General features: G+C 68.0%; 16 protein-coding genes. All 16 read right to left on the bottom strand.

Going from position 1 to position 13,849, the window contains the following annotated elements; all coding sequences use genetic code 11:
• Positions 1-27: 27 nt before the first annotated feature.
• On the bottom strand, positions 28-1,758 hold the full coding sequence (locus tag AC58EF_RS24090) for a relaxase/mobilization nuclease domain-containing protein (protein WP_026109512.1): 1,731 nt from the start codon (positions 1,756-1,758) through the stop codon (positions 28-30).
• Between the two features lie 259 nt (positions 1,759-2,017).
• Positions 2,018-2,920, bottom strand: a complete 903-nt coding sequence (locus AC58EF_RS24085; protein ID WP_026109513.1) for a lytic transglycosylase domain-containing protein — start codon at positions 2,918-2,920, stop codon at positions 2,018-2,020.
• Between the two features lie 3 nt (positions 2,921-2,923).
• Positions 2,924-3,256: a DUF736 domain-containing protein gene (locus AC58EF_RS24080; protein WP_017502711.1), complete on the bottom strand. Its 333-nt coding sequence runs from the start codon at positions 3,254-3,256 to the stop codon at positions 2,924-2,926.
• Positions 3,237-3,815 (bottom strand): S26 family signal peptidase, encoded by a 579-nt coding sequence (locus AC58EF_RS24075; protein ID WP_017502712.1) that lies wholly within the window; start codon positions 3,813-3,815, stop codon positions 3,237-3,239. Before AC58EF_RS24075 ends, AC58EF_RS24080 begins: the two co-directional genes overlap by 20 nt.
• Positions 3,812-4,333, bottom strand: coding sequence for a DUF2840 domain-containing protein (locus AC58EF_RS24070; RefSeq protein ID WP_017502713.1), 522 nt, complete (start codon positions 4,331-4,333; stop codon positions 3,812-3,814). The genes AC58EF_RS24075 and AC58EF_RS24070 overlap by 4 nt, the downstream gene beginning before the upstream one ends.
• A 390-nt stretch (positions 4,334-4,723) precedes the next feature.
• Positions 4,724-5,617, bottom strand: a complete 894-nt coding sequence (locus AC58EF_RS24065) for a replication initiator protein A (RefSeq protein WP_017502714.1) — start codon at positions 5,615-5,617, stop codon at positions 4,724-4,726.
• Between the two features lie 6 nt (positions 5,618-5,623).
• Positions 5,624-5,890: a helix-turn-helix transcriptional regulator gene (locus tag AC58EF_RS24060; protein WP_017502715.1), complete on the bottom strand. Its 267-nt coding sequence runs from the start codon at positions 5,888-5,890 to the stop codon at positions 5,624-5,626.
• Positions 5,891-6,010: 120 nt separating this feature from the next.
• The gene (locus AC58EF_RS24055) at positions 6,011-6,787 is read right to left on the bottom strand and encodes a DUF2285 domain-containing protein (RefSeq protein ID WP_017502716.1); all 777 of its coding nucleotides are present in this window, start codon (positions 6,785-6,787) and stop codon (positions 6,011-6,013) included.
• 158 nt (positions 6,788-6,945) lie between these two features.
• Positions 6,946-7,209, bottom strand: coding sequence for a hypothetical protein (locus AC58EF_RS24050; protein WP_017502717.1), 264 nt, complete (start codon positions 7,207-7,209; stop codon positions 6,946-6,948).
• A gap of 139 nt (positions 7,210-7,348) precedes the next feature.
• The gene (locus AC58EF_RS24045) at positions 7,349-7,600 is read right to left on the bottom strand and encodes a helix-turn-helix domain-containing protein (RefSeq protein ID WP_017502718.1); all 252 of its coding nucleotides are present in this window, start codon (positions 7,598-7,600) and stop codon (positions 7,349-7,351) included.
• A gap of 245 nt (positions 7,601-7,845) precedes the next feature.
• Positions 7,846-8,691: a DUF932 domain-containing protein gene (locus AC58EF_RS24040; RefSeq protein ID WP_017502719.1), complete on the bottom strand. Its 846-nt coding sequence runs from the start codon at positions 8,689-8,691 to the stop codon at positions 7,846-7,848.
• Between the two features lie 461 nt (positions 8,692-9,152).
• Positions 9,153-10,259, bottom strand: a complete 1,107-nt coding sequence (locus AC58EF_RS24035) for an IS110 family RNA-guided transposase (RefSeq protein WP_151884995.1) — start codon at positions 10,257-10,259, stop codon at positions 9,153-9,155.
• A gap of 315 nt (positions 10,260-10,574) precedes the next feature.
• On the bottom strand, positions 10,575-10,874 hold the full coding sequence (locus AC58EF_RS24030) for a DUF736 domain-containing protein (RefSeq protein ID WP_017502721.1): 300 nt from the start codon (positions 10,872-10,874) through the stop codon (positions 10,575-10,577).
• Between the two features lie 321 nt (positions 10,875-11,195).
• Positions 11,196-11,327, bottom strand: a complete 132-nt coding sequence (locus tag AC58EF_RS24025) for a magnesium transporter (RefSeq protein ID WP_017502722.1) — start codon at positions 11,325-11,327, stop codon at positions 11,196-11,198.
• A 38-nt stretch (positions 11,328-11,365) separates the two neighbouring features.
• Complete coding sequence (locus AC58EF_RS24020; RefSeq protein WP_017502723.1) at positions 11,366-11,845, bottom strand: SRPBCC family protein; 480 nt, start codon at positions 11,843-11,845, stop codon at positions 11,366-11,368.
• Between the two features lie 179 nt (positions 11,846-12,024).
• Positions 12,025-13,692 (bottom strand): hypothetical protein, encoded by a 1,668-nt coding sequence (locus AC58EF_RS24015; protein WP_017502724.1) that lies wholly within the window; start codon positions 13,690-13,692, stop codon positions 12,025-12,027.
• Positions 13,693-13,849: the final 157 nt, after the last annotated feature.

Raw genomic sequence — 13,849 nt, 5'->3', positions numbered from 1 at the left:
GCTCGCTCTCGGCCCCAAACCCTTCCGCTAAAGGCCCAGCCCTCGGCCGCGCCCGAACGACCAATCTACCCCGCCGCCCGTACGCATGACGCCGGAGATGTGCTTGCCGATCTGGCGGTCGAGCGAGGGCGACCAGGGCACGAGCTGGAAGCTCAGGCCATTGTCGATCATGGCGAAGCGCCCCGAGGCGAGCGTGATCCGCTGGCGCACCGTGCCCGCGACATACTCCCCGGCCTTGGACGGCGCGTGCGGCTGGCCGATCTCGGCCGACAAGTCCTTGGCGGCCGCGTCCAGCTCGCGGCGGCGGAGCGTGTCGAGCAGGTTGCGCGCGAAGATGATCCGCTGTCCCTGCCGCCGCGCGAGCCCCTCGTCGGCGAGATGCTCGGCGCGGGCCTCCATCGCGGCGCGCACTTCGGTCCCGAACCCGCCGCCGAGATCATGGCCGTCGCCTGACAGGTTGCGCCGGTCGAGCCAGGTCGCACCCGGCGCGCGGACCTGCGCCTCAAGGTCCATGTCGGAGCGCACGGCCAGCGCCACCCGCTGCCGGCCTTTCCGGTCCTCGAAGCGGCGCAGCTCGACGATCGCGCCGGGCCGGCAATCGCCGGTCGCCTCGATGTCGGGAAGCTGGACATGGTGGGTGCGGCCGTCGATCCCGTCCACGATCGCATAGGCTTTGCCGGTCAGCTCGTCATGCAGGCCGCGATCGACCAGCCGGCCGATAACGGGCTGAGCGGGATCGGCGTCGAGGACATAGCTGCCGGCGCCCCGGTCGATGCCGCGGTCGCTCATCGCCTTGTGCATTCGCTTGATGATGTCGTCGCGCTCGCCGAGTTCGCGCAGCGCCGCCTGGGCATCGCCGGCCAACGTCCACTGGCCGGGCGCGATCTCGCTGGCGAGGCCGAGCCGCTCCAGCTTGCGCAGCCGTCCCATCCTCAGCACATGGTCGCCGTCCGGCCGGACGCTGGGCTCGGGCGCCATGTCGATCAGGCCGTTGCGCTGCATGGTCCGCGACAGGTCGCGGTCGATCTCGGTCCAGCGCTCGGCTTCGATCTGCCGCTCCAGCGATTGCCGGATTTCAAGGTCGGTGCGCGGGCCGAGTTCTTGGGTGACGATCTCGCGCGCCTGCGCCCGCATCCCTTCGCGGATATAGTCGCGCGAGATGATGAGGTTCTGCCCGTCCTCGCCGACGCCCCGCACTATGATGTGGATGTGGGGATTGTCGGTGTTCCAGTGCTCGACGGCCCGCCAGTCCAGGCGGGTGCCGAGATCCTTTTCCATGCGGGTCATCAGCTCGCGGGTGAAACCCTTGAGGTCGCGCATCTGCTCGGCATCCTCGGGCGAGACGATGAACCGGAAATGATGCCGGTCGTCCTCGCAGCGGGCGGCGAACTCGTTGCGGTCGAGGCCGTCTGCGTCGGCGCCGAACAGCACGCCCCGCTCGCCGTCGCGGGTGACGCCATCGCGTTGCAGGTAGTTGAGATGAGCCGCGAGCGAGGCGCGGCCGCCATGCCGGACCACGCGCGCCTTGACGATGACCTGGCGCGATCGGTGGCCGAGCCGATGGGTCGCGCGGACGCTCGCCACGCGGCCCCGACCGAAGGTCGAGCGGCCCGGCGCGACGATCTGGCCGCGGCGCGAGACATGGCCGCCGGCCCGCTGCGCGGCGGCGAGCGCTTGGACGATGATCGGCAGCGCCCGCTGGCTACCGCGCGAGCGGATACGGCCTGGCCGGAGGCGGAAATCGTCGTCGCGGCTCATGCCGGGACAGGCCGCAATGTGCGGCAAACCCTGCGCGCTGCTGGTTTCCAGCCAGCGCCGCACAGTGCGGGATTTCCGCACACATTGCGCAGCAATGCCCGAAAGCCTTGAGAATCAAGGCCACAACCGAGGCGCAGGGGCTCCGCACATTGCCGCCCTTTATCTTGCCCTCGACCTTCCCCCTTCAGAAAGACAGCCCTGCTCCCTTCCGGCGCTGCGAAAGCCTGCGCCGAAACCCGCCAGAGCGCGCGAAAGCCGCTCACGGCGGAGGCCGCCCGGAAAGCGGGACGAACAGGCCGTTGGAGGGAGACGCGGCATCGGCCATGACAAGCCCGGCGCGGTCGTCGGCCGGCCCTTCCGGCGGCACCTGGGATACCGTGCGATCGGCGGATCGCGGCGCAGGCGAAACCGCGCCCGGCCGCACCGCGAACAGCGCAGCGCGGCGCCAAGCGAAGGGATCGGGCAGCGGCGCGGCGGCAAGCCGAGTGTCGTCCGAACCACCGGTGATCGACGCCAGCTTTGCGAGATAGGCGCGGGTCTCGACGGGCAGCGGACGACCGCGCGACAGATATTCGTCGTAGCGGCCCGGCCCCGCGTTATAGGCTGCCAGCATCGCCGTCGCGTTGCCGTAGCGGTCGTGCATCGCGCGCAGATAGGCCGCGCCCGCCATGATGTTGTCGCGCACGTCGTAGGGGTCAGCCCCAAGCCCATAGCGTGCGCGCAGGCTGGCCCATGTCGCGGGCATGATCTGCATCAGGCCCATCGCTCCGGCCGACGAAACGGCGCGGACATCGCCGTTGCTCTCGACGCGCATGACCGCCCATATCCAGCGTTCGGGGATTCCGAAGCGCCCTGCTGCGTCGGCGACATGGGCGGCATAGGGATGGCGCGCGGCCGCTCTCTCGGCGGGCGCGTCCTGCGCCCGCGCGGCGACGGGCGCAGCGCTCGGTGCGAGCAGCAGCAGGACCGCGAGCAAGGCGGCCGACACGCCCCGGCTCCGCCGCCAGCCTGCCAGCGTGCTCGCTCCGGTAAAGGGTGCGCGCGAAGCGCCGGCCGAGGGCCGCCCTTGACCTTCGCTGCGCGCGCCGGCCGGCCTGCGACCGAGCGGGACGGAGGGATGAGGCGGTCTTTCCGCGAACAGAGGGATGATCGGGGAAGGCACTGATCAGCTCCGATCGTCGCGGGGCCGGGGGCGTTTCCACGACAGCCTGAACGTCCGTCCATCATCATCGGCACGGAACAGCACCGGCCGGAACGCCGCCGGGAACAGCGGGCTGTCGATCTCCAACGCGATATAGTCGCCGGCACGTTCGCCGACCCGTTTCCACGCGCCGCCGACCTCGGGGCCATCCTCGTCGTCGAGGTGGACGCGGTAGTCGGGCGCATTTTCGGCGTCGCTCGGATCGAGCGCGACAAGCACGATCGCCTCGTTGATACCGAATAGTCGGACGCGGCCGGCATAGCCGTCGGCGGTGGATTCAAAGATATTGGTTTGCATGGCCGATCTCCTTGGCTTCGGGGGTGGAAGGCGATGGGGACGGCGCGCGCAGATAGAGCGGCGTCGCGCGTCCGATGACGGCGGAAGCCGGCAGCGGGCCGAAGTAGCGGCCGTCCAGACTGTCGGGATGGGCGGGATTGAGCAGCAGCAGCTCGCCCGATCGCAGCGTGCGGCACCCCTGCCAGACCGGAAGCGGACGGCCCTGGCCATCACGCGCGCGGGCGATGGCGACGCGCCGGCCATCGACGCTCACCGCATCGCCGATCCGGCATGTCCGCTGCCCGGCTTTAGCCGCGACATGCTTCAAGAGCGGCACACCCTCGGGCAGATAGCCGCGCGTCGAAAGCCAATGCGCCAGCCGTTCGGGCGGCGCGACGGCGACCAGCGCGCCGATGGCGGGATCGCGGTCGGGATGGATGCGGTAGAGGCCGATGGGCGCGCTGGCGCTGGCGTTCCAGATGGCGCGCGGGAGCGGATTGGCGACGGCGATAGCGACGAACGCCGCGGCGAAGGCGGATGCGGCGATGGCCGTCGCCATGACGTAGCGGCGGCGTGTCATCCCTCGATCTCCCGGCGCTTGAGCCAGGCGTGATGGCGCTCGATCGTGTAGAGGCGCGACGGCTGGCCGACGGCGATGCGGTTGTGGACGTGGCGCCAATGGTCGGCCGCCGCGTCGCAGGGATCGACGCCGGCCGCCTCCACCGCGTCGATCGCCGCGAGCACTTGTTGGACCTTGGGCCAGCCTTCGATCTTGAGCAGGATGTCCCCGCCCGGCCGCACGAACGGCAACGTCGTGTAGGCTTCGTTGGCCGCGACCGCGCGCACCACGTCGATGCGCGAGACGATCGTGCCGAAGTCGTTCGACGCCCAGCGGACGAAGGCGAAGACGGCGCCCGGTCGGAAGCCGACCACGCGGGTTCGGCGGGTCAGGATGCGGTCCTGGGCGACGCGGCCGAAGCGTATCCAGTGCTCCAGCTTCTTCTCGATCCAGGTCAGCTCGACATGGGTGAGGCCGTCGCGGGCGAGCGCGCTGAACGCGCCGCCGCCGCGCACGGCGGGGGGCTGATCGTCGATCATGGGAGGTCTCCGGGGATGAGGCTCGCGACGGGGGCGGTGCGAGGGCGGCGACCTGGCCGCTGCGCGAGCGTCGAGCCGGCGAGNCCGCCGCGCACGGCGGGGGGCTGATCGTCGATCATGGGAGGTCTCCGGGGATGAGGCTCGCGACGGGGGCGGTGCGAGGGCGGCGACCTGGCCGCTGCGCGAGCGTCGAGCCGGCGAGCAAGGCCGCGCTGTCCACAGCCGCGCGCGCCGTTAGCAAGAATCCGAAGGATTCTTTTCTATTAGCACCGTTAGAAGTGGTGCGATTCCGCGAGGATTTCTGCGGGTTTGCGAGGCCCGCGCGTTCTCGAAAGTCCGTGTCCGGCGTTCTTGATCGTCCGAATCCGGCTGTTCCCGATAGTCCGAACCTCATGGCCAGTTCTCCACAGGCTTGAGGCCGACGCGGCGCATGGCGGCGTCGAACGGATCGACGGGGACGGGAGCGAAGTTCAGCCGGTCGCGGCCGAGCGCATGTTCGAGCGTGAGGACGTAGCCGGGGAGCGGCTGGCGCGCGACGATGGCGCGCAGCTCGAACGCGAACCGGCGCAGCGGCGAGAGCACGCCGGATTTGAGGTAAAGGTGCGGAACGTCGAAGCTCCAGCCGCCGCTCTGCCGTCCGCCATGCTTGCGCACGATGCGGTAGAGCCAGCGTTCGAGGCCGCCCGTCAGGTCGAAATAGGCGCGGTCGATGGTCAGCACGAGCGCGCGGTCGAGCACGCCGGCATAGAACCAATCGGGCAGGATCAGCTCGATCCCGAGCGCACGGCCGTTGCCGTCCGCCAGCTCGCGCCATTCGTTGATCCACGAGAAACGATGGCGGCGGCGCTGGTGCTGCTGCCGGATCGAGGTGGCGACGGTGGTGGATTGCAGGCGGTCGAGCGCGGCCTTCAGCCGCTCGTAGCTCGCCTTGCCGGTGCCGCGCCGGGTGAACGCCAGTATCTCGTGCGGCGTCGTCACCATAAGGCGCGAGGTCGGCCGTCCGGCGTCGCGCGCCTCGATGAGCTGGCTCGCCGCCCATATCAGCACGTCGGCGTCCCAAATAGTCGCCATGCCATGCTCGGGCACGGCCTCGACCGAGATCCACGTCGCGCCCATGCGGAAGTCGATGGGCGCGGTGCGGCGGGATTTGGCGAGGCTGAAGAACGGCCAGGCCATCAAGTCCTGCGCGTCGCGGGCCGCAAGGTCGCCGGGGACCGAGCGGAACAGCTCAAGCTGCGTGCGCTCGGCGCTGGACCGGCCGGAGAGGGAGCGTGCAGTGGGCATCGGCGCTCAGCGGCGCACGCAATCGGTGGGGAGGCGCTTGGCGGGATAGACGACGCCGTTGCCCGGATCGGAGGTCGAGCGGCGGGTGCCGAGCGCGGCCCAGGAGTCGAGGTCGTCGATCGCATAGACGATCCGGCCGCCGAGCCTGCGGAACACCGGGCCGGTGCCGTAGCAGCGGTGCTTCTCCAGCGTGCGGGCCGAGAGACCGAGATGGATCGCCGCGTCGGGCGTCTTGAGATAGCGTGGCGTTGTGGCGGCGACAGGCTCGGCCATGATGATCCTCCTGATGATGGCCGGCCCCGAAAAAGGGGTCCGGCGGACAGGAGGTGATCCTGGCGAAATGACCCCGGCGCGGAGAAGGGACAGCGCCGAGGGGAGCGGCAATGTCCCCTGTCAGCCGCCGCGCAGCAGGCGGAGATAGCCGCCGTCCCGCAGCTCGACGGCTTCGGCCAGCCAGCGGCGGACGCGCTTGCGCTCCTTGCTTTCAACCCATTCGGCGGCGCTGTAGCGGCGGACCCTGCGATGGATCAGCGAGGCGGCCAGCTCGCGTTGAGTGGCGCCTGCCTGGTGGCCGTCGAGCACTTGCAGCAAGGTGACGAGGTGCAGGCGCCGGAAGGGCGGCGGGCGCCACGCTGGCGGGCCGGCCGCCATGCCGTTGAGGCGGCGGCACAGGCGCTCGACCGACGCGAGGCGTGCGAAGGGGTTAGGTCCGATCGGCAGCATCACGGCCATCGGTCCGTGACACGGACCGCACATGCAAAGATGCTCGTCGCCATCGGGATCGGCGAGGATGATATGAAGGAAGTCGCCCATCCTGATCCGCGCGCGAACGTCGCCGAGCGCTCGCATGTCGAGAGGTTGCGCGCCGATTCCGGCAAGCGCGGGCGCGAGGACGATGCTGGCCGGCGACAGGTCTGGGCGCGCGACCGCCAGCTTGCGGTCGAAGGCCGAGCCGGGGGCGGCGTGGTAGCTGATGCCCCAGCGCTGCACGAGGTTGGCGGTCGCATTGTCGGCGGAGATCGTGCCGCGTTTCACGCGGCCGAGCGCACGGCGGTAGTCGGAGCGATAGCGCACGTTGCGGCTGAGATAGCCGATGGCGATATCCGAATATTGCAGCGCGTCGTCCCCGGCCTCGTCCGGGGGCGCGCGCCAGTCCTTCTCAGGCGGCATCGAGACCCTCCCAAGCATGGCCCTCTGCGGAGCGCGTTGGAAGATTTTCTCAGTCGCGGGGGCATGGAGAAGCCCTGCCGAATGGGTGGGCGCATAGCCGATTCAAGTCAGCGATTTGGCCTGATTTCTGCGCTTTTGCGATGCTGACAGAATGGTCGTTATGAGCCAGATGGACGTAGATAATGGCGATATCCGGTCTCAGACATCCATCTCGCGCGCGCAAGATGGGAGTCGTAGACCAACTGGGCGCGTTCGGGTTCCCTCTCCGGGTCAATCCCGAAAATGATCCGCACGGCCTCGCGCCAATCGGCTTTTTCCGCTGCCGCGTCTAACAGTCGCCAGTAGGTGCGGTGATGGCGTTCGTCATACTCGGTGACGTGCGGCGCATCAGGCGCGCTGTCCTCGAAAGCAGTTATGGCCATTGCCTCGCTTCGCTTTCAGCAATTGCTCCCTGCGCCCGCAGATTGGCAGGCTATACACCATAATGGACCGAAGCAATTACACTGTCTTCGCTATGGCGGCACGATGCTGAGAGCATAATAAAGCGAACATCGACGCCCATTACTTCCTCGATTTCTCTGCCGCGCCGCGCACCAGCATGACGCCTTCGCCGCGTTCCGAATCAAGGAAGACGATGCCTGCGTCCTCCAGCGCCTTGACCACCTGATGGCGGGTATCTTCGCGCACGGGCAGGTTATTCTCGGATTCGAGACGTTTGAGCGCAGTCAACGCAACAAGGGCCTCGTCGGCAAGCATCTCCTGGGTCCAATTGAGAAGCGCGCGAGCGGCCCGCACCTGGCGGGAAGTGATCATACGCGATCACGTTCACGAGGCCGGGCCTATGCGCCATGAAAACGACTATTATAGTCGCCTTGGTATAAGGGGAACCGACAAACGCGAGCCGAGCGAACGTCCGGCGAGCGCGCCTTTTCCAGCGGCCGCGCGGACCATCGGGCCGCGCGGCCGCTGCCGATACGGGCATCCGAGTCGGCGGCGTTATGCCGGCGACAGGAAGCGAAGCCGCAGGGCCGGACGGTCCAGCCCTGCGGCAATGGGCGTCAACCTGTCTTGAGGCGTTGCATCCCTTCGGCCAGCGTCCAGAGCGCGCGGTTGAGCGTCACATTCTGGTCGATGCCGTTGATCGGTCGCGAACGGCTGCGACGGATATGGCCTTCGGCATTGCGCTTGCTGCCATGCAGCCCGCCCCGAATGATGTTCTCCTGTATCACGTTGAAGGTGGTCCACAGGCTGCTGTCCCGATCCTCGTGACGGCGCGGCTCGATGATCTGCTCGGGGGTAAGCGGGCTTTCATCATCGCCATAGCGGGCGACAAGGCTGACCTCGCCAAGCAAGCGCTGCTCATCTTCGGAAAGCCGAACCTCCTTCATCGTCTCGCTGGCGTCGATCAGCCGGGGGAAGTCCTCCGCCACGGTGTAAACGCCTTCGATGATGTCGTGCTGGATATTGCCCTTATGCGGCACGCGGACTTCCTCGAACCGCTCGCCCGCGATCATGCTGTTGGTGCAGACAAACCGCAGCATCCCGGCGAACATCTGATAGGCGCTAGTCCCGTCATGGCTGTTGACGATGATGACCTCGGCGGCCTCGGGCTTGCCGATGCCTCCGTCCCGGCGCAGCCGCAGCATATGCTTGGCGTGGCCGTGGCGGCTGCCGTCACGCGGGACCGACTGGACGGCGAAGAACGGGAACCATCCCTCTCGGCGCAGCCCCTCCACGATGTCGATGGTCGGGACATAGACATAGCGCTCCGAACGGCTGTCGTGCGCCTCGTTGGCGAAGATGGATGGGACGTGGCGATAGAGCGCCTCGTTGTCGAGCGGCTCGCGCCCGCTGATCTGATGGGCGTTGCGGCCGAACCGGGTGGCGAGGTGGTGGATGCTCATGGTCTTTCCTTCCGTGGGCTTGGGTTTCCGCGCAGCGGAGCGCCGCGCTGAAACCCTGCCCGTCGGCGAGACCGGGGGTGCAACCGGAGTGGGCGGCTTCGCGGGGAACCGGCTGCACGGAACGCGAAGCGTGGAGGAAGCTGGGCGGAAGCCGCTCCGAAGGGCGCTGGGGGCAGAGCCCCTCCATGTCCTTTTGCAAGTGCTTAGACGTGAGAAAACATCTCCGCGCCGCAGGCGCGGAGATGGGCTGTCTGGTCTTGCTGTTGGGTCGAAGGCGGGATGGCGAAGGCGACGGTCGATCAGACTTCCATACGCGGGTTGGGTACCGCATGAACGTGTGTCGTCGCGGGCTGCCTCTCACTAAGCACGGGCGTCAGCCAAAGGCTGGCCCAAGGGGCTCTCGAGGATCACCCTGACCTCCATCCCGCCCCCGGCCGAACAGCCCGGTGGGCGTGGGCGCCTCAGGGCGCGGCCGGCTTGACCTGCTGTCCGATCGCCCAGGCAAAGCCTGCCAGTTCACGGGCAATGGCAGTGACCACCACCGTGGGCTTCTTCCCCGCATGGGTGAGCTTCCGATAGCGGTCGCAGAGCCGGACCTGGGCCTTCCAGGCGATGTCACGCACGGGCTTGGGCAGGCGCACCAGCACCTCCACCTTCTCCTGCGCCACGCGCGGCGGGTAGCGATAGCTCCAGGCCGCTTCCACCAACATCCGCCGCGCCTCGCCGTTGCCGGTCTTGGTGATGCCGCCGCGACGGACGTGATCGCCGCTGGAGCGCTCCGAGGGGACCAAGCCGAGATAGGCCATGAGCTGGCTGGGACTATCGAACCGGCTGAGGTCGCCAATGCCGGCGACGAAGGTGACGGCCGAGATCGTATCCAGGCCGCGAAGCCCACGCAGCGCCTCGACCACGGCGCCCATCGACCAAGTCGGGATGAGCGAGGTGATCCGCGCCACCAGCTGGTCGCGCCGATCCTGAGCGGTGAAGATCGCCTCGACATAGTCCTGGAAGACGATCTGGTGGACGGGCTGGTCGAACACCTGGCCCGCCAGCCACACGCGATGGCGCTGAGTCCAATTCTTGCCCTTCTCGTAGGTGCGCCCATGGCGCAGGAGGAACGCCAAGAGCTGCTGGCGGGCCCGCATCAACGCCATCACGGCGTCAAGCCGGGCTCGCACGAGATCCCGCATGGCTTCATGCACAGGATCGGGCACCCACACCCGCGTGAGATCTCCCGACCGATGGAGCACCGCTAGCTTCTGGGCGTCGCGACGGTCGGTCTTCACCCTATCCCCCGGCTTCCGCGGGATCAGCGTCGGCGCGACGACCGTGCAGCCATGACCAAGCTCGGTCAGCTGCCGATAGATTCCGTAGCCGCAGCAGCCGGCCTCGTAACAGAACTCCAACCGGCTCCCGTCCTTCGCCAGCCGCTTGGCCAGCTTGGCGACGTCTGTTGGCGTGTTGGGAATCTCACCCAAGAACCGGACGGCGCCGTCCCGGCCATCCTCTGCAATACTGACCGAGATGCTGACCTTGTGAACGTCCAGGCCGATATAGAGCGTGCCCATGCCTTCCTCCGATGGTGCTGCATCGACTGAAGATGCAGCATCCTGCGGCCGACGGCGCAGCGCCGGCGGAAAAGGACATACGGACTAAGCAACCGCGCCGCCCCGGCGACGCATGACGGGCCTGCGGCTCGCGGCGTTCGGGGGCGCGAGCGCGCAACGTCGCGCCGAGGAATGAACGGCGGCAGCCGTCGACTGCGAGGTTCTCAGCGCCATCCGCCGGAAGCCGGCCGGGCTATACGATCACGCATGGCCCCCGGTCGCTTTTTCGGAGGCTGGAGAAGGTGCGCCCCGCCGTGTGGCGGGGCGCCGGTGGGATCAGTCGGACACCAGCTCGTAGTCGCCAGTGGTCTCGTTCTCGAACAGCCGGAGATAGACCGGCGTGCCGCCGGGAAGGGTCAGCTTGAACGAGACGTAATCGCGCTGCTCCTTGCTGGTCTTCTTCCAGGCGGCGCCGAACTCGATGCGCTCGTCGTCGGCCGCCACGATGCGGAAGTCGGGAGCCTTGTCATTGTCCTTGCCGTCGATCGGGCGAAGCTCGACCTGCTCGCGCGTGCCGAAGAAGCGGATTTCGCCGGTGTAGCCGCGATTGGTGGTGGTGAAGATGCCGCGGATCATATCGTCAGTCCTTTCTTGCCTCGGGACCACGCCATTGCGGCCTCGATGGCTGTCGACCGGACGGGGGACGACTGACCTGCACCCGAAGGGCGGAACGAAGTGGCTGGCGGTGGCGGACGGCTTTTTTGCTTCGCGATGCAAAGCCGGCAGGGCCGGCGGCGGAAAAAAGCCGTGCGACGCCGTTGCGGGGAGGCAGGCGGACCTCGGCCAGACAAGCCTTTTCAGAGGCCGTGTGGCGGCGTGCCGAGAGCAGATGCGGGGAAGACGACGTTGCGGCATCCCTGACGCCACCTCATGTCGCGCCAAGGCGAACCGATCACATCAGAGAAGCGTGCTTTGGAGAATGAGCAGGACGACGCAGTAATAAATGACGATCCCGGTGACATCGACCAGCGTGGCGACGAACGGCGCGGTCGCGCTCGCCGGATCGAAGCCCAAGCGCGTCTGGAGCATCCGATCAGCCACCGTCGGACTGGCCCATTCGGCCAGCGCTATTCGATGAAGGCGGCGAGGTTGCGCAGCGTCGATGCCATTCCGGCCTGGTGGTCGTCGGCGCTGATACCCGGCGGCACGTTCGCGCAGAGGATGGTGACGCGGGTGCCATCGGCAACGGGCGTCAGCGTCGTCGTCACCCGCATCGTTCCGGCGAAGGCAGGATCGTCGGAAGCGAACACCACATCTTCCACGATGCGCTCGTAGGGGAGCAGCTCGACGAACTGGCCGGCGAAGCGGTCCTCCCGTTCGGAGGACTTTCCGACCACGCCGGGCGCGGGATCGTCATAGATGAAGGCCATGCGATAGCCGCCGCCAGCGCGTGCGTCGAACGACTCGATGCGCGCGTGCATCCCCTTTGGCGGCCGCCAGGACGCCACCGATTCGGCGTCGGTCATGGCCCGGAAGATGTCGCGCGGCGGAGCCAGGATCGTGCGTGAGGCCGTGTCGATTCGCGCGCTGTCCGATGCTATCGCCATGCCGGATGATTAGCGGGAAGCGGGGCCAGCCGCCAACGCATCGCGAGCCGGGCCACGCCCGGCGAGCGCATTTTTCCTGAACGCCAGAGCGGCCGCGCCCGGACAAGAGCGCGGCCGCGAATTATCCGGCCTTCACGAAGGGAAAGGCCGGAACCGCTCGCGCGGTCCCGGCCCGTCACCTATTCGGCCGCAACCGCATAATGCGGCTGACCCTCGTCCTCCGGTTCCGGCGCGATGGCGTCCGCCTCGATCCCGGTCGGCTGCGCCACGGCGTCCGCGCCGTCCTGCGCTTCGGTGTCGGGGGCCTCCGCTTCGGACGGCTGCGCGTCCGCTGCGAAATCCTCCGCCTCCACCGCCTCGGGTTCACCCTCCGGCGCGCGCAACAGGACGGGAAGCCAGCCCGTCCCGGCGACAAGCTGCTCCGCCGCGTCGGCCATGTCCGCCTTCTTCATCGGCAGGATGCGCTCGGCTGCCTCGACCGAAACGGCCTCGCTGACGGCCTGCCCGATATGGGCCTTGGTGACGCGCCCGAAATAGCTGCGGGCGGTCGCGGTCCACGTCGCGGTCATGTCGAGGTCAACGGCCTTGGCCAGTCCGTCCGCCGCCTCGATGCGGGCGGTGGAACGCTCCCAAGGCACCTTCACCGCATTGACGGTGAGCGACACGCAATGCGCCAGAAGCTCGGTGCGGCTGTCGCCGTCCAGCGCCGCGAGAAACGGCCACAGGTCCGCCGTATCGTCGGGAAGCTGCGCGCCCCATTGATCGTGCCGCGCCGCGAGCGCTTCGCCCGCGCCGCTGTCCGCGATGCCCTCGGCATGGCTGGCGATGTCTTCGCTCTTGGCGGTGATGGCGAGGCAGGACTTGCCGAACCCATGATAGAACAGGTCCAGCACCAGCGCGTGGGTGAGGGCCACCATCGCCATGTCGGGCTGCGCGCCCAACGCGAGACGGAGGCCGAGCGTCCGGTGGGCCGTGAGGTCACGAACGAGGCTGTCCGAAATGGGCTTGCCCGCGTCGGCCTCGTCCACCTCTTCTTCCTCGTCGGCGTCCTCGTCGTCCTCCACGGCTTCGCCGTCCTCCGCGATGTCATCGCCCTCGTCCTCGGTGGCAACCTCGGGCTGCGGCTCGTCCTCGGCGCGGACATAGCCGCGCTCGATCTTCACCTCGCCATTGGAGCCGAGGGAGACGAACACGCCGCCACGCTCGATGATGGCGGGATCGTAGGCCGAGCGCTTGGCGCTGATCGCGTCGATCTCGTTGCTCAACGCCTGCGCCTTCACCGCCACGTCCTCGGGCATGTCCTCGTAGGAGTCATAGCCTTCGATCAGGGCGTCGTGTGCCGCCGCCGCCTCGGACAGCCGCGCCTCGTCCTCGTCGGACAGGCCAACAGGTTGCGGATAGTAGCGCCGCATCCCATGACCGTGCGGATAGTCGATACTCGCCTCGGCCCATTTCCAGCCCTCGGCCAATATCTCCCCGGCGATCTCGCGCAACCGCTCCACGGCAAGCGTGTCGAGCAAGCCCGCATCCTCGAAGAAACCGCCGTCATCCTCGGTGAACAGGTCGCGAATGACATTGCCCCCGGCCTCGGCGTAGGCATCGGCGCCGATGAACACGGCCCGCCGGTCGCTCGCGGGCACGTTGCTCGCGGTGAGGTCGCGCCGGATGATCCACGGCTCCTTGTTCCACGACAGGTTATCGAAAACCTGCTCCTGACGGGCATGGTCGTCGGTGATGACGAACGCCGCCAACTGGTCGAGCGTCAACCCGTCCTGCCGATAGACGTCCATCAGCTTCGGGCTGACCGCGCCGAGCCGCAGCCGCCGCTTGACGATCTCGGGCGACACGCCGAACCGCGCGCCGATTTCCTCCGCGCCCCATCCCTTGTCGCGGGAAAGCTCGTGGAAGCGCTCGAACTGATCGGCCGGATGGAGTGGTTAGGTCATGTGTCAACTGTCCTGTGAAGCATTTTCTGTCGGATATCCGTCAGTTTTTAGCCTTGAC

The organism is Sphingobium sp. WR1 (assembly GCF_059693745.1).
Note: the sequence above shows the minus strand (reverse complement) of the source record. Positions and strands in the feature narration are given on the sequence as shown.

Excerpts from the sequence above, each read along its gene's own strand:
- AC58EF_RS24065 (WP_017502714.1), bottom strand. The coding sequence starts at position 5,617 with ATGCCCACTGCACGCTCCCTCTCCGGCCGGTCCAGCGCCGAGCGCACG.
- AC58EF_RS24050 (WP_017502717.1), bottom strand. The coding sequence starts at position 7,209 with ATGGCCATAACTGCTTTCGAGGACAGCGCGCCTGATGCGCCGCACGTC.
- AC58EF_RS24090 (WP_026109512.1), bottom strand. The coding sequence starts at position 1,758 with ATGAGCCGCGACGACGATTTCCGCCTCCGGCCAGGCCGTATCCGCTCG.
- AC58EF_RS24075 (WP_017502712.1), bottom strand. The coding sequence starts at position 3,815 with ATGACACGCCGCCGCTACGTCATGGCGACGGCCATCGCCGCATCCGCC.
- AC58EF_RS24030 (WP_017502721.1), bottom strand. The coding sequence starts at position 10,874 with ATGATCCGCGGCATCTTCACCACCACCAATCGCGGCTACACCGGCGAA.
- AC58EF_RS24045 (WP_017502718.1), bottom strand. The coding sequence starts at position 7,600 with ATGATCACTTCCCGCCAGGTGCGGGCCGCTCGCGCGCTTCTCAATTGG.
- AC58EF_RS24080 (WP_017502711.1), bottom strand. The coding sequence starts at position 3,256 with ATGCAAACCAATATCTTTGAATCCACCGCCGACGGCTATGCCGGCCGC.
- AC58EF_RS24040 (WP_017502719.1), bottom strand. The coding sequence starts at position 8,691 with ATGAGCATCCACCACCTCGCCACCCGGTTCGGCCGCAACGCCCATCAG.
- AC58EF_RS24055 (WP_017502716.1), bottom strand. The coding sequence starts at position 6,787 with ATGCCGCCTGAGAAGGACTGGCGCGCGCCCCCGGACGAGGCCGGGGAC.
- AC58EF_RS24025 (WP_017502722.1), bottom strand. The coding sequence starts at position 11,327 with ATGCTCCAGACGCGCTTGGGCTTCGATCCGGCGAGCGCGACCGCGCCG.
- AC58EF_RS24035 (WP_151884995.1), bottom strand. The coding sequence starts at position 10,259 with ATGGGCACGCTCTATATCGGCCTGGACGTTCACAAGGTCAGCATCTCG.
- AC58EF_RS24060 (WP_017502715.1), bottom strand. The coding sequence starts at position 5,890 with ATGGCCGAGCCTGTCGCCGCCACAACGCCACGCTATCTCAAGACGCCC.
- AC58EF_RS24070 (WP_017502713.1), bottom strand. The coding sequence starts at position 4,333 with ATGATCGACGATCAGCCCCCCGCCGTGCGCGGCGGCGGCGCGTTCAGC.
- AC58EF_RS24020 (WP_017502723.1), bottom strand. The coding sequence starts at position 11,845 with ATGGCGATAGCATCGGACAGCGCGCGAATCGACACGGCCTCACGCACG.